This is a genomic window from Aeromonas sp. FDAARGOS 1418 (assembly GCF_019048585.1).
Classification (GTDB): Bacteria; Pseudomonadota; Gammaproteobacteria; order Enterobacterales; family Aeromonadaceae; genus Aeromonas; species Aeromonas caviae.
In genome coordinates this window covers 1,243,776-1,263,227 of the sequence record NZ_CP077387.1, presented here as the reverse complement: position 1 = coordinate 1,263,227, position 19,452 = coordinate 1,243,776, and the positions used below count along the sequence as shown (strand labels likewise).

Annotated in this window: 19 protein-coding genes; 9 read left to right on the top strand and 10 right to left on the bottom strand. The window is 59.9% G+C overall.

All coding sequences use genetic code 11. The features are described from left to right. Positions 1–46: 46 nt before the first annotated feature. Together pdhR and ampD are read right to left on the bottom strand one after the other, a co-directional pair. A complete protein-coding gene (gene pdhR / locus I6L48_RS06115; RefSeq protein WP_010675815.1) occupies positions 47–811 on the bottom strand; it encodes a pyruvate dehydrogenase complex transcriptional repressor PdhR in 765 nt (254 codons plus the stop codon). A 276-nt stretch (positions 812–1,087) separates the two neighbouring features. After that, complete coding sequence (gene ampD, locus I6L48_RS06110) at positions 1,088–1,660, bottom strand: 1,6-anhydro-N-acetylmuramyl-L-alanine amidase AmpD (protein WP_053288099.1); 573 nt, start codon at positions 1,658–1,660, stop codon at positions 1,088–1,090. A 128-nt stretch (positions 1,661–1,788) separates the two neighbouring features. Here ampD and I6L48_RS06105 point away from each other — a divergent pair, with 128 nt between their 5' ends. From I6L48_RS06105 to yacG, 9 genes are all read left to right on the top strand, one after another. Further along, positions 1,789–2,259 carry a TIGR02281 family clan AA aspartic protease gene (locus tag I6L48_RS06105; RefSeq protein ID WP_104452204.1) on the top strand — a complete coding sequence of 157 codons (471 nt, stop codon included), beginning with the start codon at positions 1,789–1,791 and terminating at the stop codon, positions 2,257–2,259. Between the two features lie 3 nt (positions 2,260–2,262). Beyond that, positions 2,263–3,126, top strand: coding sequence for a carboxylating nicotinate-nucleotide diphosphorylase (nadC, locus tag I6L48_RS06100; RefSeq protein WP_042864860.1), 864 nt, complete (start codon positions 2,263–2,265; stop codon positions 3,124–3,126). Positions 3,127–3,436: 310 nt separating this feature from the next. Beyond that, positions 3,437–3,982, top strand: coding sequence for a prepilin-type N-terminal cleavage/methylation domain-containing protein (locus I6L48_RS06095; protein WP_113069552.1), 546 nt, complete (start codon positions 3,437–3,439; stop codon positions 3,980–3,982). A 3-nt stretch (positions 3,983–3,985) separates the two neighbouring features. Next, positions 3,986–5,692, top strand: coding sequence for a PilB family type IVa pilus assembly ATPase TapB (tapB, locus tag I6L48_RS06090; protein WP_216987870.1), 1,707 nt, complete (start codon positions 3,986–3,988; stop codon positions 5,690–5,692). 127 nt (positions 5,693–5,819) lie between these two features. Further along, the gene (locus I6L48_RS06085) at positions 5,820–7,061 is read left to right on the top strand and encodes a type II secretion system F family protein (RefSeq protein WP_010675822.1); all 1,242 of its coding nucleotides are present in this window, start codon (positions 5,820–5,822) and stop codon (positions 7,059–7,061) included. A gap of 77 nt (positions 7,062–7,138) precedes the next feature. After that, positions 7,139–8,014, top strand: coding sequence for an A24 family peptidase (locus I6L48_RS06080; protein WP_043154107.1), 876 nt, complete (start codon positions 7,139–7,141; stop codon positions 8,012–8,014). Between the two features lie 18 nt (positions 8,015–8,032). Beyond that, positions 8,033–8,647 carry a dephospho-CoA kinase gene (coaE, locus tag I6L48_RS06075; protein WP_113069550.1) on the top strand — a complete coding sequence of 205 codons (615 nt, stop codon included), beginning with the start codon at positions 8,033–8,035 and terminating at the stop codon, positions 8,645–8,647. A 37-nt stretch (positions 8,648–8,684) separates the two neighbouring features. Beyond that, positions 8,685–9,407, top strand: a complete 723-nt coding sequence (zapD, locus tag I6L48_RS06070) for a cell division protein ZapD (protein ID WP_010675825.1) — start codon at positions 8,685–8,687, stop codon at positions 9,405–9,407. 10 nt (positions 9,408–9,417) lie between these two features. Further along, positions 9,418–9,612, top strand: a complete 195-nt coding sequence (yacG, locus tag I6L48_RS06065) for a DNA gyrase inhibitor YacG (protein WP_039040499.1) — start codon at positions 9,418–9,420, stop codon at positions 9,610–9,612. 57 nt (positions 9,613–9,669) lie between these two features. Here the strand turns inward: yacG and mutT are convergent, their stop codons facing one another. The 8 genes from mutT to I6L48_RS06025 form a co-directional block, all read right to left on the bottom strand. After that, positions 9,670–10,074, bottom strand: a complete 405-nt coding sequence (mutT, locus tag I6L48_RS06060) for an 8-oxo-dGTP diphosphatase MutT (RefSeq protein ID WP_171864957.1) — start codon at positions 10,072–10,074, stop codon at positions 9,670–9,672. A gap of 8 nt (positions 10,075–10,082) precedes the next feature. Then, positions 10,083–11,267: a tetratricopeptide repeat protein gene (locus tag I6L48_RS06055; protein ID WP_216987869.1), complete on the bottom strand. Its 1,185-nt coding sequence runs from the start codon at positions 11,265–11,267 to the stop codon at positions 10,083–10,085. Between the two features lie 65 nt (positions 11,268–11,332). After that, entirely contained in the window at positions 11,333–14,053 is a 2,721-nt protein-coding gene (secA, locus tag I6L48_RS06050) for a preprotein translocase subunit SecA (RefSeq protein ID WP_069785548.1), read from the bottom strand. Between the two features lie 57 nt (positions 14,054–14,110). Then, positions 14,111–15,016 carry a M23 family metallopeptidase gene (locus tag I6L48_RS06045; RefSeq protein ID WP_113069548.1) on the bottom strand — a complete coding sequence of 302 codons (906 nt, stop codon included), beginning with the start codon at positions 15,014–15,016 and terminating at the stop codon, positions 14,111–14,113. Between the two features lie 140 nt (positions 15,017–15,156). Beyond that, entirely contained in the window at positions 15,157–16,080 is a 924-nt protein-coding gene (gene lpxC, locus I6L48_RS06040; protein ID WP_010675831.1) for a UDP-3-O-acyl-N-acetylglucosamine deacetylase, read from the bottom strand. A gap of 102 nt (positions 16,081–16,182) precedes the next feature. Beyond that, entirely contained in the window at positions 16,183–17,334 is a 1,152-nt protein-coding gene (ftsZ, locus tag I6L48_RS06035) for a cell division protein FtsZ (RefSeq protein ID WP_005305686.1), read from the bottom strand. A 39-nt stretch (positions 17,335–17,373) separates the two neighbouring features. Next, a complete protein-coding gene (ftsA, locus tag I6L48_RS06030; RefSeq protein WP_010675832.1) occupies positions 17,374–18,633 on the bottom strand; it encodes a cell division protein FtsA in 1,260 nt (419 codons plus the stop codon). Then, positions 18,614–19,366, bottom strand: a complete 753-nt coding sequence (locus I6L48_RS06025; RefSeq protein WP_029314839.1) for a cell division protein FtsQ/DivIB — start codon at positions 19,364–19,366, stop codon at positions 18,614–18,616. The genes ftsA and I6L48_RS06025 overlap by 20 nt, the downstream gene beginning before the upstream one ends. Positions 19,367–19,452: the final 86 nt, after the last annotated feature.

The following is a 19,452-nucleotide window of genomic DNA, read 5'->3' as shown; positions in this document are numbered from 1 at the left end:
ACGGCGAAGGGCGCAAGCATTCGACAATTAAGAAAGCCTTGTGGGATTAGTTTTCCTGCTGACGGATCCGACGCATGGATCGCTGGATCCGGCTGTCTTCCCTCTGCATATCCAACAAGGTGTCCTCGATAAAGGCCAGGTGCTCATGACAAGCAGCCCTGGCCCGCTCCGGAGCCCCCGACAGGATAGCCTCGATCAGGCTCGCACGATGGCGACGGATCTTGGCGACCACTCCCGGACGGCGATTCAAAATTTCGTTATTGCGTAAAATGTTCTGCTCGAGCATGGGGCCCATGGCCCGCAACAGGTGCAGCAGCACCACGTTGTGGGAGGCCTCGGCCACGGCCAGATAGAACTGGGTCACGGCGGCCGATTCGACCACCAGCGACCCTTGCTGACCGGCTTCTTCGATGGCGGCTTGCGCCAGGCGAATCCGTTCGAAATCAGCCTCGGTGCCCCGCAGCGCCGCATAGTAGGCACAGATGCCTTCCAGCGCGTGGCGAAACTCCAGCAGGTCGTACTGGGCTTCCGGGTGAGTGCTGAGCAGTTCGAACAGAGGGTCGGCGATCCCCTTGCTCAGGGCATTTTGTACGTAAGTGCCACCGCCCTGACGACGATACAAGAGTCCTCTCGCTTCCAGGCGCTGGATGGCTTCGCGCAAGGAAGGGCGCGACACCTGAAACTGGATGGCGAGTTCCCGCTCGGGCGGCAACTTCTGGCCCGGCTGCAGGCTGCCTTCCAGAATCATGCTTTCCAGCTCGGCGACGATGGCGTCGGCCAGCTTGGGCTGAGTTATCTTGATATAGGGCATGAGGCTACTTTGTTAAATTGGTATTACCAATTTTATGGTTGGGGCGAAAATTAGCAGAGGGCTTGAAAAAAGTCCACCCAAAAGATGATCTGAATCAAGAAGCTAGGCTGCCACTTTGGGGGTAAAAACGCGGAATCATGATATAGCTCATAGAAAATGGTCTGACCAATATTTGTGAGCTTGCTCACCGATAACATTTGTTCAACAGCATGAAAAATGGCTTGCTAGACAAGGCAAGCCATTGATTCTAAAAACACAAAATAATTTTTAGATTTTTCACTCAAAGTGAAGCTTTTCCCGATAGCGAGGCCATTCGAAACTGTCACCCGGATCCGTCTTGCGGCCCGGCGCGATGTCGCAGTGGCCGACGATACGGTCCGCCGTGATGGCGGGATAACGGTGAACAATCGCCCGGCTGAGGTCCGACAGCACCTCATATTGCTTGTCGCTGTAGGGAAGCTCGTCGGTCCCTTCCAGTTCGATCCCGATGGAAAAATCGTTGCACGCCTCCCTCCCCTCCCAGATCGAGACTCCCGCATGCCATGCCCTGGCGCCAAAAGGCACGTACTGTACCAGTTCCCCATCGCGGCGGATCAGGCAGTGGGCCGAGACCCTCAGTTGGTGAATACCGGCGAAATAGGGGTGAGCACCGGGATCGAGGCGCCCCAGAAACAGATCGTCGATAAAGGGGCCACCAAACTGCCCGGGGGGCAGACTGATGCCGTGTATCACCAGCAAGGAGACATCCTCCGGGCTGAGCCTCTCATTGTGATGGGGGGAAGGCACCTTGCGGGCCTGCTCGCACCATCCTTCTCGATCGATGGAAAACAGGGTTGTGGGTTGTGTCATCGTCTGCTCGACTCACAAATGGAAGCGATGTGCCTCTGGCGGGATGGGAAAACTGGGAACAAGTCTCTGAATTCATGGATAACGCTATGTTAGGCTGAGCCATTCACTCGCGCGATATGGGACACACTATGCACCCGATGGCACGCCGTCTCTGGCTGCTCGCCTGGCTCTCGCTGCTGGGTCTGCTGACCCTCTACTTTCATGGTCGTGAACAACCGTCGGTGACCGCCAGCGGCGATCTGCTACTCAAGGCCGATGCCAGCGGCCATTATCGTCTGGAGGGTGCCATCAACGACCAGCCGGTGCAACTGCTGCTGGACACAGGAGCAACCCGGGTGACCATACCGAGCCAGGTGGCCGCCCGGCTCGGCCTCGTCGCCACGGGCCGCAGCCGTGTCAACACGGCAGCCGGAGAGATCCAGGTCGAAACCGGCCGGATCGAAAGTCTGGCGATGGGTCCGCTGACCCTGTACGATTTGTCCGTCTTTATCAATCCGGCTGCCGACGGGGAGGAGATCCTGGTGGGCATGAATGCCCTGGGCAGGCTGGAATTGCGCCAGAAAGACAGGCAATTGCTTCTCAGACCCTTGCAGGAATAAGGCATGTTACAACAGGACATCCGCCGCGCCGTGCGCGCCGCACTTCTCGAAGACTTGGGCGATGCCCTCACCGCGCTGGATCAACCGGATGCCAGCGCCGACATCACGGCACAGCTGATCCCGGCCGATCGCATCTCGACCGCGCGAGTCATCACCCGCGAGGCGGGCGTCTTCTGCGGCCAGCCCTGGGTCGACGAGGTGTTTGCCCAGCTCGGTGGCGAAGTGAAGGTCGAGTGGAAAGTGCAAGATGGTGAACGCCTTGCCCCCAATCAGGAGCTGTTCCGCCTCCATGGCCCCGCCCGCGTGCTGCTGACCGGCGAGCGCAATGCGCTGAACTTCGTGCAGACCCTTTCCGGGGTCGCCACCCTGACCGCCCGTTATGTAGCCGAGCTGGAAGGCACTGACTGCCGCCTGCTCGATACCCGCAAGACCCTGCCCGGCCTGCGCAGCGCCCAGAAGTATGCGGTCACCTGCGGCGGCGGCAAAAACCACCGTATCGGTCTGTTTGATGCCTACCTCATCAAGGAGAACCACATTCTCGCCTGCGGCGGCATCGCTGAAGCAATCAGCGAAGCGCGCCGTCTCAATCCGGACAAACCGGTGGAAGTCGAGGTCGAATCCCTGGCCGAGCTGGAGCAGGCCCTGGCCGCACGGGCCGACATCGTGATGCTGGACAACTTCGACATCCCCATGATGCAGGAAGCCGTTCGCCTCAATCAAGGCAGAGCCAAGCTGGAAGTCTCCGGCAACGTCACCCTCGATACCCTTGCCGGATACGCCGCGACCGGGATCGACTTCATCTCGGTGGGAGCGCTGACCAAGCATGTGCGGGCACTGGATCTCTCCATGCGCTTTGTCGAGGCTTGAGCAAGCCCCATCCGTTGCTCGTGCCCAAAAATATTACAGGGCTCGAAACTTGCAAAAGGCGCCATCGGCGCCTTTTCTTTATGCAGGATCCCACGACATAAGGAGTGTGAAGATGGGCCCTCCCGCCTCATGACAAGTGCCAATGGAAGCCATTTAATCTTTGATTTTTCTACACATTTCACTAAATGACATAAAAGTGGCTAACAAGGTCTCCGCCTCTGTTGCCAACCCGAAGCGCTCGGATAAGATACCAGCGTGGATAGCATTCCACCGGTGCTTATCAGGAAACATGGAAAAAAGGATATTTGACATGAAAAGACAGTCAGGGTTTACGCTAATCGAATTGATGATCGTCGTTGCGATCGTCGCCATCCTCGCCGCCATCGCCTTGCCGGCGTATCAGACATACACCCTCAGAGCTAAATATTCTGAAGTCGTTGCAGCAGCAGGGCCTGCAAAAACGGCCTTCGAAGTCTGTGCCCAAGGTTTGGATGTCCCTTCAGCATCTATCGATACAGCATCTCCGAATGTAGGTGGACAATGTGTAGACGCGGCAACCGCAGCCTTGAAAGCCGCGATTGCGGATGCTAATCCCAGCCGTATAGACACTAGTGATACGGCAACACTAGCAGCAGCAAGTGCAGCCAGTGGCACTGCTGGGGCAACCGATGGTTCTATTCCCGTAGCCCCGGCTAGTGCTGATGCAGGGATAGATATCACTATCACAAGCGGAACCGATTTTGATAATCTAGATGTTCCAAACCCTACGTTCGTTTTGCATGGTGAAATTGCACCATCCAAGCAAGTAAACTGGACAAGGAATTCGGGGACTTGTGCTGCTGCTGGTATGTGTTAACGCATGACCTCTAGCCTCAATAGCGGCCTGGCCACCAGCCTGGCCGCTTCTTCCCTCCTCAGTGAGCCAGACTCACAGCGCTATCTGAGCCAGGCCAAGGCGCAGCGCAAGCCCTTTGTCACCTTCCTGATTGAAAACGACATCCTCGACAGCAAAGCCCTCGCTGATTTCTGCGAGCTGGAATATGGGGTACCTCTGCTGGATCTGGCGGCCTTTGATCTCGCCGAGATCCCGCAGAAATACCTCAATCAAAAGCTGATTGAAAAGCACCATGTCCTGCCCATCTACACCCAGGGGCATACCCTCTATATCGCCATGTCCGATCCGACCAATGTGTCGGCTCTGGAGGATTTTGGCTTCAGCTTCGGCCTGCATACGGAAGCCCTGCTGGTTGAAGAGAGCAAGCTGACCGCCGCCATCGGCAAGCTGATGGAGAGCGAGCAGGATACCCTGGGCATGGATCATATCGACGAGGCCGAGATCTCCGAACTCGAGGTCTCCGACGAGAGTTCCCGCCTCGACGAGAGCGTCAACACCGCGGACGATGATGCCCCCATCGTCAAATACATCCACAAGATCATGATGGATGCCATCAAGCGCCGGGCCTCCGACCTGCATTTCGAACCCTACGAGACCAAGTACCGGATCCGCTTTCGGGTAGACGGCATACTGCACGAAGTCGCCACGCCGCCGGTCAACCTGGCCAACCGCTTCGCGGCTCGCCTCAAGGTGATGGCGCGGCTCGATATTGCCGAACGGCGCCTGCCCCAGGATGGCCGCATCAAGCTCAAGATCTCACGCAACAGATCCATGGACATGCGGGTCAACACCCTGCCCACCATGTGGGGCGAAAAGATCGTGATCCGGTTGCTGGACTCCTCGGCCGCCCGGCTCAATATCGATCAACTCGGCTTTGACGACCGGCAGAAGACGCAATACCTGCACGCCCTCTCCAAACCTCAGGGCATGATCCTGGTGACCGGCCCGACGGGGTCAGGCAAGACGGTCTCACTCTATACCGGCCTCAACATCCTGAACACCAGCGAGGTCAATATCTCCACCGCCGAAGATCCGGTCGAGATAAACCTGCCCGGCGTCAACCAGGTGCAGATCAATCCCAAGGCGGGGCTCACCTTCGCCAGCACCCTGCGCTCCTTCCTGCGCCAGGATCCCGACATCGTCATGGTGGGGGAGATACGGGATTTGGAAACCGCCGAGATTGCTATCAAGGCCGCCCAGACCGGTCACCTGGTGCTCTCCACCCTGCACACCAACTCGGCGGCAGAAACGCTCACCCGGATGATGAACATGGGGGTGCCGGCCTTCAACATCGCCTCTTCGGTCACCCTCATCATGGCCCAGCGCCTTGCCCGCAAACTCTGCGATCACTGCAAGGCGCCGGAAGTGGTGCCGGAAGCCGAGTTGCTGGAGCTGGGCTTCACCCAGCAGCAACTGGCCGCCGGGTTGCGGCTGTTCAAGCCCGTGGGATGCAAGGAGTGCTCGGGAGGCTACAGAGGCCGGGTCGGCATCTATGAGATCATGCTGATGTCCGACAACATCGCCAAACTCATCATGCAGGGAGCCAACTCGCTGCAGATTGCCGCAATAGCCCAAAAGGAAGGGATGCGCACCCTGCGCACATCCGGCCTCGAGAAAGCGCGTCTTGGCGTCACCAGTCTGGCCGAAATCAACAGGATCACCACCAACTGAGTTCGCAGTGCCCGAGTCATCTCGCCGGGTGAAGCCGCTGTAATCACCCCGATGACCTTCTTCAAGCCAAGATGAGCCGGACAGGCAGCAGCATCCGGCCACCGTCGCCCAATTGCAGGATGCAGTGATGGCCACATTAGCTCAAAAACGCAACGCACCGAAAAAAGTCTTCTCCTACCGCTGGCACGGCGTCAACCGCAAGGGACAGAAGGTCTCCGGCGAGCTGCAAGCCGACAGCATCACCACCGTCAAGGCCGAGCTGCGCAAGCAGGGCGTCAACGTCACCAGGGTCAGCAAGCAGAGCCAGGGGCTCTTCTCCAAGGGCGGCGCCAAGATCAAGCCGATGGACATCGCCGTCATCTCCCGCCAGATCACTACCATGCTCTCCGCCGGCGTGCCTCTGGTGCAGAGTCTTCAGATCATTGCTCGCGGCCACGAGAAAGCGGCGGTGCGCGAGCTCATCGGCCAGATCGCCGCCGATGTGGAAACAGGCACCCCGCTCTCGGAGGCGTTGCGCCGCCATCCTCGCCACTTCGACGACCTCTATTGCGACCTGGTCGAAGCCGGGGAGCAATCCGGTGCCCTGGAGACCATCTACGACCGTATCGCCATCTACCGCGAGAAGAACGAAGCCCTCAAATCCAAGATCAAGAAGGCCATGTTCTATCCGTCCATGGTCATTCTGGTGGCCATCGTCGTCACCTCCATCCTGCTGCTCTTCGTCATTCCCCAGTTCGAGGATATCTTCAAGAGCTTCGGTGCCGAGCTGCCCGCCTTTACCCGGTTCGTCATCGCCATCTCCCGCTTTATGCAGGAGTGGTGGTACGCCATCTTTGGCGGCGCTGCTCTCGCCGTCTTCCTCTATGTGCGGGCCTGGCGAAAATCCCAGAAGGTCAGGGACAACACGGACAAGTTCATCCTCACCATTCCCGTGGTGGGCAACATACTGCACAAGGCTGCCATGGCCCGTTTTGCCCGCACCCTCTCCACCACCTTCTCCGCCGGTATCCCACTGGTGGATGCCCTGGTCTCAGCGGCCGGAGCATCGGGCAACTATGTCTATCGCACTGCGACCATGGCCATTCGCAACGAGGTGGTGGCCGGCATGCAGATCAACGTCGCCATGCGCACCGTGGATCTTTTCCCCGACATGGTGACCCAGATGGTGATGATCGGTGAGGAATCCGGCGCCATCGACGACATGCTCTCCAAGGTCGCCGCCATTTTCGAACAGGAAGTGGACGACATGGTCGACGGCCTCACCAGCCTGCTCGAACCCATCATAATGGTGGTGCTCGGGGTGCTGGTCGGCGGCATGGTCGTGGCCATGTACCTCCCCATCTTCAAGCTGGGCTCTGTGATACACTGACCCCCTCGACAGAGGGCCGGGCGGTGCATTTCCCCCGGCCATCTGTCATCCCCGTTCCCGACACAAGCGATTGATTTATGGTGCCTTTGATCGAACTGGCCCAGGGCTTGCCCTGGCTCTATCTCTCCTTGATTTTCCTTTTCTCCCTGATGGTGGGCAGCTTCCTGAACGTGGTGATCCATCGCCTGCCCATCATGATGGAGCGGGCCTGGCATGCCGAATACAGCGACTATTTCGGTGACGGTGAAGAGACTCCTCCTGCAACCGGACGATACAACCTCATGGTGCCTCGCTCCCGCTGCCCCCACTGCGACCACCCCATAGGGGCGTTGGAGAACATTCCCCTGCTGAGCTGGCTATGGCTCAGGGGGCGCTGCCGCAACTGCCACGCCCCCATTTCGGCTCGCTATCCCCTGGTTGAGCTGCTCACCGCCCTGCTGTCGGTCTCGGTAGCAGCCGCGCTTGCCCCCGGCTGGGGCACCCTTGCCGCTCTGTTGCTCACCTGGACATTGGTCGCACTGACCTTCATCGACCTGGACAAGATGCTCTTGCCGGATCAGCTCACCCTGCCCCTGCTCTGGGGTGGCCTGCTGTTCAATCTGGCGGGCGGTTTCGTGCCCCTGGCCGATGGGGTGGTCGGCGCCATGGCTGGCTATCTGGTGCTCTGGAGCCTCTACTGGGCCTTCAAGCTGCTGACCGGCAAGGAAGGGATGGGCTATGGCGACTTCAAACTGCTGGCGGCACTGGGCGCCTGGCTCGGCTGGCAAGCCTTGCCCATCGTGCTGCTGCTCTCTTCGCTGGCGGGCGCCATCATCGGCATCGGTCTCATCCTGCTGCGCAACCACCACCAGGGCAAACCCATTCCCTTTGGCCCCTATCTCGCCATCGCGGGCTGGATAACGCTGCTGTGGGGCGATAGCATCACCCGCTGGTATCTTGATGTCGTGCTCTAGCAAAAGGATCTCTGACCCATGTATGTAGTCGCAATCACTGGGGGAATCGGCAGCGGCAAGACCACGGTTGCCAACCGCTTTGCCGAGCTGGGCATCGAGGTGGTGGATGCGGACATCATAGCCCGCGAGGTGGTGGAGCCCGGCACCCCTGCTCTGGCTGCCATCGCCGCCCATTTTGGCCCGGATGTCGTTGCCCCCGATGGCCAGCTCGATCGCCGCCGGCTGCGAGAGCGGATCTTCACCGACTCGCAGGCCAAGGAGTGGCTCAATGCCCTGCTCCATCCCCTCATCCGCAGCGAGATGCTGCGTCAGTGTGAGGCAACCCGCTCCCCCTACTGCCTGCTGGTCGTCCCCTTGCTGGTGGAAAACAGGCTCACTTCCCTCGCCGATCGGGTACTGGTGATCGATGTGGACGAAGCGACACAAATCGAGCGTACCTGCCGCCGCGATGGCGTCACTCGGGAACAGGCCCAGGCGATACTGGCGTCCCAGGCGAGCCGCAGCGAACGCCTGGCGATGGCCGACGACGTCCTGGACAACCAGAGTGGTACGAGTGAGACCATCGGGCAGCGAATTTTCGCCCTGCACCAGACATATCTGGCATTTGCCTCTCAACAAGCCCACCAACTGTGAGTACACTAGGCCGGTTTATGGCTGGCCAGGATTAGGCATGATTTACGATTTTCCCCTCAATGAAAAAAGCCGGACCTATCTTCGTCTGGAGTCTCTGTTTTCCCAGATCCGCGACAATCTGGAGAGTGACCAGTCCTGGGCACATATCGCCTTCTTCAAGGGGTTGTTCGATTTGCAGGAGTTGCTGGAGCGTGGTGACCTGCGAGCCGATCTCATCAAGGATCTGGAGCGCCTCGGCCAACGCCTGAGCCACTGGGCCAGTCTGCCTGACGTCGATCTCGAGCAGATCCAGCGGATGCAGCAGGAGAGTACCCAGCTCTCCCGCAACCTGCTGAACTCCCCGCGCCCCGGCGCCCGTCTGAAAGAGGATCGCCTGCTCGGCTCCATTCGTCAGCGCTTCTCCATTCCGGGTGGTCTGTGCGCCTTCGATGTGCCGCAACTGCACCACTGGCTGGCGACCCCGGCCGTCACCCGCCACCAGCAGATGCAGCAATGGCTGAGTGACATCACCCTGCTGATGAACGCCATCTCCCTGTTGCTGCGCCTGTGGCGCGAGTCGGGCAACTTCAGCGACCAGGTGGCCACCAACGGCTTCTTCCAGGATACCGCCGAAGGGGCTGAACTGATCCGCATCCGTCTGGCGGGCACCCAGCCCTGCTATCCGACCCTGAGCGGCCACAAGAACCGCTTCGCCCTGCGCTTCCTGCCGACGACGGAACAGCAGATAGGCGACGTTTCCTTCCAGCTCGCCTGTTGTTGAGGAGCGCCCCATGGTGACCAAGGTAAAGTGCCCGACCTGTCAGAGCGAGATCGAATGGGGCCCGCAGAGCCCGTTTCGCCCCTTCTGCAGCAAGCGCTGCCAGTTGATCGACCTCGGCGAGTGGGCGGATGAACAGAAGCGCATCCCGGGCGAGATCAACCCGGATCTGCTGCCCGACCCGGAACAGGGCGATCCCTGGCAATAAACACTTCACGATCAAAAAAGGGCCCTCAGGCCCTTTTTCGTTGGTATCGATTCCCTTTCAGGCTAGCGAGGCCTGCAACCGCGCGACGATGGGGCCGTTGGCATCCGGGAAGCGGTATTCGTGCAGCGAGGCCAGTGGCACCCAGCGACACTCCTGCCCCTCCTTGCCAAAGGGCTCGCCGTGGAAGCGGGTCACCTTCCAGATATCCAGCAAGACCTGCTTGTCGGGGTAGTCGTGGTGCAGCTCCATGAAGGGGGCACAATCCTGCACCCGGATCCCGATCTCTTCCCATAATTCCCTGTCCAGCGCGGTGAGCAGATCCTCCCCCGACTCCACCTTGCCACCGGGAAACTCCCAGCGATCCCCCTGATGGCGATCGGCTGAGCGTTTGGCGATGAAGATATCGCCCCGTTCGTTCTCGATGACGCCCACCGCCACCCAGATCCGTTTCTTCTGTTCCATCATTGTCCTCAGCGTAAACACGGCAAACGGGCGATCCAGGGGGCAAGCCGAATGGCCTGCTGATCCCCCCGGGCCCTGAAGAGATCCTGCCCGACATGCTCATTACCCGGCGGCGCAACCTGCGGCCAGGGCACCGCACCGGGCGGAGTGAAACAACGATCGTGTACCCGCGCGCTCTGGCGCAGATAGCGCCATAAACAGTCTCGCAAGAACCACTGGTCGATGTTCGGTGTTTCCATGGTACTAGGCTGATAGCTCGCCATCAGCGGCGCAAGGGGAGGCAGCACACCGGCCACACCGCCCCACATGCCGGCCAGCACCAGATCGGTGTGGCTCCACCAGTCACGCATGATATGGAACCAGCGCCCCGATGCAAGCCAGTCATCGACCGCCAGCCGCTCCCGCAGATTCAGCACGGAGTCCGCATCGCGCACAAGAAAGCGCCCAACTCCGGGATCATTGGCGACCTGGAAGCGCCAGCAGAGGCGCTGACGCTGGGATTGACCATCGGGCTGCACCTTTATCTCGGCGCCATGTTCCTGCAGGCAGGCCAGAAACCCCTGAGGGACACTGCCATCCACATAGAAGCGCACCCGCCAGCCCGGATAGAGGTAAGCTGCGGCCAGCACATTGTCGAGTGCTCCCCGCAAATAGCGGGGCTGTGCTCCCCACAAGGAGAAGGCGATGACTGCCTGCTTTTCCCCCTGCTCCGCGAGCCAGACATCCGGCCCCTCTGTCGGCAGCACCCACCCCGCGACAGGCTGCGAGACGGCCTCATCCTTGAGAGTCAGGGCACAGGTTCCCGCTTGTGCCGCTTCTTCATGGCGTCCTAGCTTGGCAAGGGAAGTGCAAAGCCCGTCATGGACCAGATAATCATCCGGCTCGCGCCGCACCAGTTCGGCCAGGTGCGTCACGGCCCGCTCATGTTGATCGGAGCGCGAGAGGCAGACACAGAGATTGCGCAGCACCTCAGTGTTATCGGGCGCGGACCGGTACGCCAGCGTCAGCACCTGGGCCGCCGAGGCGGGATCGCCGGACAAAAAGAGGTAATAGGCAAACTGCAGTTGCAGGGGAACAGATTTGTTCGTCTCTGCGTTCAGCCTGCTCAGCACACAACGGATCGCCTCCTGGCGTCTCTCCTGCAGCCAGTGCCCATGTGCCTCCCCATCCCATCCCGCCGGCAATCTGCTCATCGTCCCCTCCTTGGTCCGAAAATGAATACACCGCCCGGAGGCGGTGTATTCATCATGGCAGGGTGTCAGGTCAGCTGACCGTGACAGTGCTTGTATTTTTTACCCGAACCACAGGGGCAGGGATCATTGCGCCCGATCTTCTGCTCGTCGCGCACGAAGGTGGTATGGCCCTCGGCCCCACCCGTATCCTCGTCAGCCAGCTGGTTTTCGGCCGTGGCATGGGTGTAGGTACGGGGAGCGGCTTCGGCCTGCTGGCGCTGCTGCTCTTCCATCGCCTCCACATCCCGCTCCTGCACCTGTACCCGGCTCAGGATGCTGACCACGTCGCGCTTGAGGGTTTCCAGCATCTGGGTGAACAGATCGAAGGATTCGCGCTTGTACTCCTGCTTGGGATTCTTCTGGGCGTAGCCGCGCAGATGGATGCCCTGACGCAGGTGATCCATGGCCGCCAGGTGCTCCTTCCACAGGCCGTCCAGGGTTTGCAGCATCACCGCCTTCTCGAAGTTGCGCAGCACCTCCTTGCCGACCAGCTCTTCCTTGTGGGCATAGAGCTTGGTGGCTTCATCCAGGATGCGTTCGCGCAGCTTCTCTTCATACAGCTTGTCGTCTTCCGCCAGCCACTGCTGCAGCGGCAGATCCAGGGCGAAATCGGACTTCAGACGCGCTTCCAGACCCGGCACGTCCCACATTTCTTCCAGGGACTGGGGCGGGATGTACTCGTCGATGATGGCGCCGTAGACGTCGTCACGGATGACGTGAATGGTCTCGGAGATGTCGTTGGTGTCCAGCAGTTCGTTGCGCTGCTCGTAGACCACCTTGCGCTGATCGTTGGCCACGTCGTCGAACTCGAGCAAGTTTTTACGGATGTCGAAGTTGCGACCTTCCACCTTGCGCTGGGCATTCTCGATGGCCTTGGTTACCCAGGGATGCTCGATGGCCTCGCCCTCTTCCATGCCCAGCTTCTTCATCATGCCGGTCACGCGGTCGGAGGCGAAGATCCGCATCAGGGTATCTTCCATGGAGAGGTAGAAGCGGGAGGAACCCGGATCACCCTGACGACCGGAACGGCCGCGCAGCTGGTTATCGATACGACGGGATTCGTGACGCTCGGTACCGATGATGTGCAGGCCACCGGCCGCCAGCACTTCGTCATGACGCACCTGCCAGGCCGCTTTCAGCTCGGCAATCTGCTCGCTTGACGGGTTTTCCAGCTGGGCGATCTCCGCCTGCCAGTTGCCGCCCAGCACGATGTCGGTACCACGACCGGCCATGTTGGTGGCGATGGTGACGGCGCCGGTCTGGCCGGCCTGGGCGACGATCTCCGCTTCCATGGCATGGAACTTGGCGTTCAGTACCTTGTGCGGGATATTTTCCTTGGTCAGGATGCCGGAGAGCAGCTCGGAGTTCTCGATGGAGACGGTACCGACCAGCACGGGCTGGCCGCGTTTCACGCACTCGCGGATGTCCTGCACGATGGCCGCGTATTTCTCCTGGGCGGTCAGGTAGACGAGATCGCCCATGTCCTTGCGCACCATCGGCTTGTTGGTCGGGATGACCACGGTATCCAGGCCATAGATCTGCTGGAATTCAAAGGCTTCGGTATCCGCAGTACCGGTCATGCCCGCCAGCTTGTCGTACAGACGGAAGTAGTTCTGGAAGGTGATGGAGGCCAGGGTCTGGTTCTCGTTCTGGATCTTGACCCCTTCCTTCGCCTCGACCGCCTGGTGCAGACCGTCTGACCAGCGACGACCCGGCATGGTGCGGCCGGTGTGCTCGTCGACGATGACGATCTCGTCTTTCTGGACGATATAGTCGACGTTGCGCTCGAACAGGGTGTGCGCACGCAGGCCTGCATTGACGTGATGCAGCAGGCTGATGTTGGTGGCGGAGAACAGGGAGTCATCCTCGGCCAGCAGTCCCTCTTTCTTGAGCAGCTCTTCCACGAAGATCTGGCCGTTCTCGGTCAGCAGCGCCTGGCGGTTCTTCTCGTCCACCGTGTAGTGGCCGTCGCCGGTGTACTCCTCGGAGTCTTCCTTGTCCTGCTTGACCAGCAGCGGGATCAACTTGTTGATCTGGGTGTACATGGCTGAGCTGTCTTCCGCCGGACCGGAGATGATGAGCGGGGTGCGGGCTTCATCGATGAGCACCGAGTCCACCTCATCCACCAGCGCGTAGTTGAGCGGACGCTGTACGCGCTGCTCCGGCGAGAATGCCATGTTGTCGCGCAGGTAGTCGAAACCGAATTCGTTGTTGGTACCGTAGGTAATGTCGGCAGCGTAGGCATCGCGCTTCTGGGACGCATCCATACCGGGCACGTTGCAGTCCACCGTCATGCCGAGGAAGGCGAACAGCGGGCGGTTCGCTTCCGCATCACGCTTGGCCAGATAGTCGTTCACCGTCACGACGTGCACACCGCGGCCGGTCAGGGCGTTCAGGTAGGCCGGCAGCGTGGCCGTCAGGGTTTTACCTTCACCTGTCTTCATTTCGGCGATGCGGTTGGAGTTCAGCACCATGCCGCCGATCAGCTGGACGTCGAAGTGACGCATGCCGAACACACGGCGGGAGGCTTCACGGACGGTGGCGAACGCTTCCGGCAGCAACTGCTCCAGTGTTTCGCCCTGCTCCAGACGCTGACGGTACTCGGCGGTCTTCGCCTGCAGCTCGCTGTCGGACAGTGCCTCGAATTGAGGCTCCATCGCATTGATTTGTTTTACAATTTTGCGCAAAGCCTTGAGCGTTCTGTCGTTCCGGCTGCCGATAATCTTGGTGAGCAGTGTGCTAATCATGGGTACCAACTGTTTTGGTTATATAAGCGTTCCGTCACTGGAACCTGAAGAAAAAACCTAACCCCGTCTGGCATTCAGAAAGCGCGCGGGGTTGACCTGACGACCATCTTTCAACACTTCGTAATGCAAATGAACTCCGGTTGCACGACCGGTTCGCCCCATCAGGGCAATCTTCTGGCCCTCATCGACCAGGGTGCCCACATCCACCAGCAACTTGGAATTGTGGGCATAGCGGGTGACCAGACCATTGCCATGGTCAATCTCCACCATGTTGCCAAACTCCGGATGCCGCCCTGCCCAGCTGACAATCCCCTTGCCTGTCGCCAGGATGGGGGTGCCGGGCCTGCCGCGGAAATCCACTCCTTTGTGCATCTTGGCGCGACCGTTGAACGGATCGACCCGCCCACCGAAACCGGAGGAGATCCAGACACGCTCTTGCTTGACCGGTGAGCCGGGGATGAAACCCGCATCGGTGATATGGTGGTTCATGATGAAGGATTCAAGTACCGACAGCTGTTCTTCGCGGCTGCTGAGCTGACGGCTGAGGTGTTCCATGGAATCTTGCAGTTCACCCAGGCTGACTTCCAGGTCTGCATCGTAGGAAGGGCCGCCCATGGGGGGCAGTTCCTTGAAGTTGAACTCCTCGGGATCGAGGTCCGCCTTCTCGGTCAGGCGCTCGCCGAGGGCGTTGAGGCGACCAAGTTGTCCCTGCATGGTGCCCACCTGGGCGGCCAGCATGGCAAGCTGTTCGCGGGCTTCATCGGCCCCTTGCGTGGATTTTTGCTGTTCGGCCAGGGTCAGCGCCACTTCCAGCGCCTCCATTTTCTGCTGCCAGCTCTGCCAGAGCCAGCCGCCCCCCAAGGCCAATACAGTGAAGAGAATACCGCCGACCCAAGCCAGACGTTGTTTGGGTAAGTGCAACCTGCGGCGCTGCTTACCGTGGAGGATCAGGGTAATGCTCATAGAAATCTGTCTTCTCGGTCAGGTGAGGCCAAGGGCCTGCACGGGCAATAAAACCGGGAGATAATCGGTATTAAAGGATGGAATAAACAAATGACAGGACGTCGGTGCGGAGAGATGACCGACGTCCTGTTGCACAGCTATCAGGCCAGAACCAGACCGTTGTCGTAGTAAGCGATGGGTGCTTTGTCGCCCTCACCCTCGAAGGTCACCAGTTCCCAGGCCTCCTGCTGGGCCAGCAGGGCACGCAGCAGCTTGTTGTTCAGGGCATGGCCCGTCTTGTAGGCACGGAATTCACCGATGATGCTGCGATTGCACATGTACAGATCGCCGATGGCATCCAGCATCTTGTGCTTCACGAACTCGTCTTCGTAGCGCAGACCGTCTTCGTTCAGCACCCGGTAGTCATCCAGCACCACGGCGTTTTCCAGGCTGCCGCCCAGTGCCAGGTTCTGGGAACGCAGGTACTCGATATCACGCATGAAGCCGAAGGTACGGGCACGGCTGATCTCTTTCACGAAGGAGCTGCCGGAGAAGTCCAGCACGCAACGCTGGTTGCGGCCTTCAAACACCGGATGCTGGAAATCGATCTCGAGATCCATCTTGAAGCCGTTGCGATAGGGGTGGAATTCCGCCCACTTGTCGCCGTCTTCAACCCGGATGCTCTGCTTGATCCGCACGAACTGCTTGGGCGCGTTCTGTTCACGAATACCCACTTCCTGCAGCAGATAGATGAACGGATGCGCACTGCCGTCCATTACCGGGATCTCGGGGGCATCAACCTCGACATAGAGGTTGTCGATGCCCATCCCGGCCAGAGCGGCAGACAGATGTTCGATGGTCGACACGCGAACACCGGCTTCGTTCACCAGAGCGGTACAAAGCACAGTATCACGCACCTGATCGGCGTTGGCTGGCAGCGCGACCACAGGATTCAGATCGGTACGCAAGTAAACGATCCCTGTGTTAACAGGCGCCGGACGGAACGTCATAGTGACTTTCCGGCCCGAATGCAGGCCCACACCGGTGGCCTGGACACTCGTTTTCAAGGTTCTTTGTCTAATCATGGGCGTATCCGCTTTAACAGCTCAAATTCCTGACCAGATGGTCGTTGCCGGGCCATCTTAGCACAATCCTTAAGCAACAAACAAACCAGAGCCATCAGAGGCTTAGTCCGCCTGCTTGCGCAGGAACGCAGGAATATCGAGATAATCCGGTTCGCGACGAGCTTGCGGCTCGGCGTTCACCACCTTGGCCGGGGCCTCTTCCATCACGCGAGACTGCAGGGCTTCGCTGATCAGGGGCTGACGGGCCGGACGCTCTTGAACCATGTTGTTCTTGACCAGGGTGATGTCGGGCTTACGCTCGGCACCGATACCGGTCGCCACTACGGTAACGCGCAGTTCGTCGTGCATTTCCGGGTCGATTACGGTACCCACCACCACGGTAGCGTTCTCGGACGCGAAGGCCTTGACCGCGTTACCCACGGTCTCGAACTCTTCGATGGTCATGTCCATGCCAGCAGTGATGTTGACCAGGATGCCGCGGGCACCGGCCAGATCCACGTCTTCCAGCAGCGGGCTGGAGATGGCCTTCTCGGCCGCTTCTTCGGCACGGTCGTCACCGGAGGCGGAGCCGGTACCCATCATGGCGGTACCCATCTCGCGCATCACGGTACGTACGTCCGCGAAGTCGACGTTGATGAGGCCCGGGCGGGTGATCAGCTCGGCGATGCCCTGTACTGCACCCAGCAGCACGTCGTTGGCCGCCTTGAAGGCGTCCAGCAGGGAGATGCCGCGACCCAGTACCTTCAGCAACTTGTCGTTGGGGATGGTGATCAGGGAGTCGACGTTCTTGGAGAGCTCTTCGATGCCGTGAGCGGCGAAGCCCATCCGCTTCTTCCCTTCGAAGGAGAACGGCTTGGTCACGACGGCAACGGTCAGGATACCCATCTCGCGGGCCACTTCGGCCACGATCGGGGCAGCACCTGTACCAGTACCACCACCCATGCCGGCAGCGATGAACACCATGTCGGAACCGGTCAGCAGCTCGCGCAGCGCTTCCCTGTCTTCCATGGCGGCGTCACGACCCACTTCCGGGTTGGCCCCGGCACCCAGACCCTTGGTGATGCCACCGCCGATCTGCAAGGTGGTATTGGCACTGGAGTTGCGCAGTGCCTGGGCGTCGGTGTTCACGGTGATGAACTCGACACCCTCGATGTTTTGACGAACCATGTGCTCGACTGCGTTGCCGCCGCCGCCACCCACACCTATCACCTTGATGACGGCTTCGTCAGTGTGGCTATCCATAAATTCAAACATGTTGTCTCTCCGCTTTATTTGCCTGACTCAGCAAAATCTTTAGAACTCGCCACGCAACCAGTTGCTGACCCGTTTGACCAGCCCACCTACGCTTGCCTTGGCGGCATATTCCTTGTTACTGCCGGTGGATTGGTTGGTGCGGCCGTACTGCAACAACCCGACCGCAGTCGAGTACACCGGTGCCTGTACGTAGTCACTCAATCCCCGGATATTCATGGGCTCGCCCACCCGGACCTGGCTCTGGAAGATCTGCTCTGCGCACTCCACAATGCCTTCGATCTGGGCCGCGCCACCGGTCAAGACCACACCGGCGGCCAGCTGATGCTTGACCCCCTGTGCCTTCAATTCGCTCTGCACCCGCACCAGCTCGTCATTCACCATGGAGAGCAACTCGGTGTAACGGGGTTCAATCACTTCTGCCAGTGTCTGCCGTTGCAGGCTGCGCGCCGGGCGACCGCCGACACTGGGCACTTCGATATTGTCTTCCTTGCTGACCAGGCGGCCGAGGGCGCAGCCGTAGCGCACCTTGATCGCCTCCGCATCCAGCGGCGGCGTGCCGAAGGCATAGGCGATGTCGCTGGTCACCGTGCTGCCGGCATAGGGAATCACCTTGGTGTGACGCAAGGCGCCGCCGGTAAAGAGCGACATGTCCATGGTGCCGCCACCGATGTCCACCACGCAGACACCCAGCTCCTTCTCGTCTTCGGTCAGCACGGCGTAGCTGGAGGCCAGGGCGGAGAAGATCAGCTGATCCACCCGCAGACCCACCTTCTCTACACACTTCTCGATATTGCGCGCCATGTCGTTGTGGCAGGTGATGAGATGCACCTTGGCTGCCATCCGCACGCCGGAGAGACCGACCGGGTTCTTGATCCCTTCCTGATAGTCGATGGCGAACTCCTGGGGCAGCACGTGCAGCACCCGGAGCTCGTCAGACAACCGCACCGACTTGGCGGTGTGGATGACGTTGTCCACATCCTCCTGGGTCACCTCTTCGTCGGAGATGGGCACCATGCCGGTCTCGTTGCGGCAATCGATGTGCTTGCCGGACAGCCCCAGATAGACGGAACTGATCTGGCAGTCTGCCATCATCTCGGCCTCTTCCACCGCGCGGCGCAGGGACTTGACCACGGAGTCGAGGTCATTGACCCCGCCCTTCTCCATCCCGCGAGAAGCGTGGCTGCCCATGCCGATGACATTGAGTTCGCCATCAGGCAATACTTCGCCAACCAGTACCGCCACCTTGGTCGTGCCGATATCCAGTCCGACAATCAAATTTCTATCTGCGGTGTTGGTCATTCACTTTCTCTTCGCTTTTCTTCCAGCCAACTGCCATCCCGGTGTCGTATCGAAGATCCACGTAAGCAACCCGCTCACGGGGCTCGATGACCGGAAAGGCATCGATAAACCGCTGCAGACGAAGCGCGATATCCGAGCGCCCCACAAACAGCTGAATGTTGCCATCCAGGGTCAATTCCCAGGCATGGCGGGGGGTCAGATTCACCCCCAGCAACTTGTATCCCTTGGCCGCCAGCAGCGTTTCGTACTGATGGCTGGCTTCCAGCACCTTGGCGGCCTGATCATCGGGCCCGGACAACTGCATCAGGGGCTTCTTCACCCTGTCCGGGGCACTGAATACCTCACCCTTGGTGTTGACGAAGCGGTTACCGTTCCAGCGAGCCGCCACATCCTGTTCCGTGAGATAGACCTTGATCTTGTTCGGCCACTTCTTTCGTACCGAGACCTGGGCCACCCAGGGCAGAGCGTTCAGACGCGCCTGCAATTCGTTCACATCCAGCTCGAAGAAGTTGCGAAGTTCGGCACCATCCAGCACGGCAGCACGCAACTCATCGGCCTTCAAATATTCGTGTTGCCCCTGCAGCAACAGCTCGCTCATGGGCAACCGACTGGCATCCGTCAGCCAGTCTTTAACATCCAGCGCAGTCTGGTAGAGCCCCCACATGACCAGGATGAAAAATGCCACCCCGGCGATGAAGCCCCCCTTGGTGCGCCCTTGTGCCCTTGCCTCCACCCGATCGATCCCCGTAAAACGCGCCATGCCGGCCACTTGCAGACCGGTTCGCCATTATATAGGCCTCGGCTTGGCGGTCAAAATAC

Bases quoted from the DNA above. Each gene is read 5' to 3' on its own strand.
- ftsZ (WP_005305686.1), bottom strand. From the start codon at position 17,334: ATGTTTGAATTTATGGATAGCCACACTGACGAAGCCGTCATCAAGGTG.
- I6L48_RS06045 (WP_113069548.1), bottom strand. From the start codon at position 15,016: ATGAGCATTACCCTGATCCTCCACGGTAAGCAGCGCCGCAGGTTGCAC.
- tapB (WP_216987870.1), top strand. From the start codon at position 3,986: ATGACCTCTAGCCTCAATAGCGGCCTGGCCACCAGCCTGGCCGCTTCT.
- nadC (WP_042864860.1), top strand. From the start codon at position 2,263: ATGTTACAACAGGACATCCGCCGCGCCGTGCGCGCCGCACTTCTCGAA.
- ampD (WP_053288099.1), bottom strand. From the start codon at position 1,660: ATGACACAACCCACAACCCTGTTTTCCATCGATCGAGAAGGATGGTGC.
- pdhR (WP_010675815.1), bottom strand. From the start codon at position 811: ATGCCCTATATCAAGATAACTCAGCCCAAGCTGGCCGACGCCATCGTC.
- lpxC (WP_010675831.1), bottom strand. From the start codon at position 16,080: ATGATTAGACAAAGAACCTTGAAAACGAGTGTCCAGGCCACCGGTGTG.
- coaE (WP_113069550.1), top strand. From the start codon at position 8,033: ATGTATGTAGTCGCAATCACTGGGGGAATCGGCAGCGGCAAGACCACG.
- mutT (WP_171864957.1), bottom strand. From the start codon at position 10,074: ATGGAACAGAAGAAACGGATCTGGGTGGCGGTGGGCGTCATCGAGAAC.
- zapD (WP_010675825.1), top strand. From the start codon at position 8,685: ATGATTTACGATTTTCCCCTCAATGAAAAAAGCCGGACCTATCTTCGT.
- I6L48_RS06055 (WP_216987869.1), bottom strand. From the start codon at position 11,267: ATGAGCAGATTGCCGGCGGGATGGGATGGGGAGGCACATGGGCACTGG.
- secA (WP_069785548.1), bottom strand. From the start codon at position 14,053: ATGATTAGCACACTGCTCACCAAGATTATCGGCAGCCGGAACGACAGA.
- I6L48_RS06095 (WP_113069552.1), top strand. From the start codon at position 3,437: ATGAAAAGACAGTCAGGGTTTACGCTAATCGAATTGATGATCGTCGTT.
- I6L48_RS06080 (WP_043154107.1), top strand. From the start codon at position 7,139: ATGGTGCCTTTGATCGAACTGGCCCAGGGCTTGCCCTGGCTCTATCTC.
- ftsA (WP_010675832.1), bottom strand. From the start codon at position 18,633: ATGACCAACACCGCAGATAGAAATTTGATTGTCGGACTGGATATCGGC.
- I6L48_RS06105 (WP_104452204.1), top strand. From the start codon at position 1,789: ATGCACCCGATGGCACGCCGTCTCTGGCTGCTCGCCTGGCTCTCGCTG.
- yacG (WP_039040499.1), top strand. From the start codon at position 9,418: ATGGTGACCAAGGTAAAGTGCCCGACCTGTCAGAGCGAGATCGAATGG.
- I6L48_RS06085 (WP_010675822.1), top strand. From the start codon at position 5,820: ATGGCCACATTAGCTCAAAAACGCAACGCACCGAAAAAAGTCTTCTCC.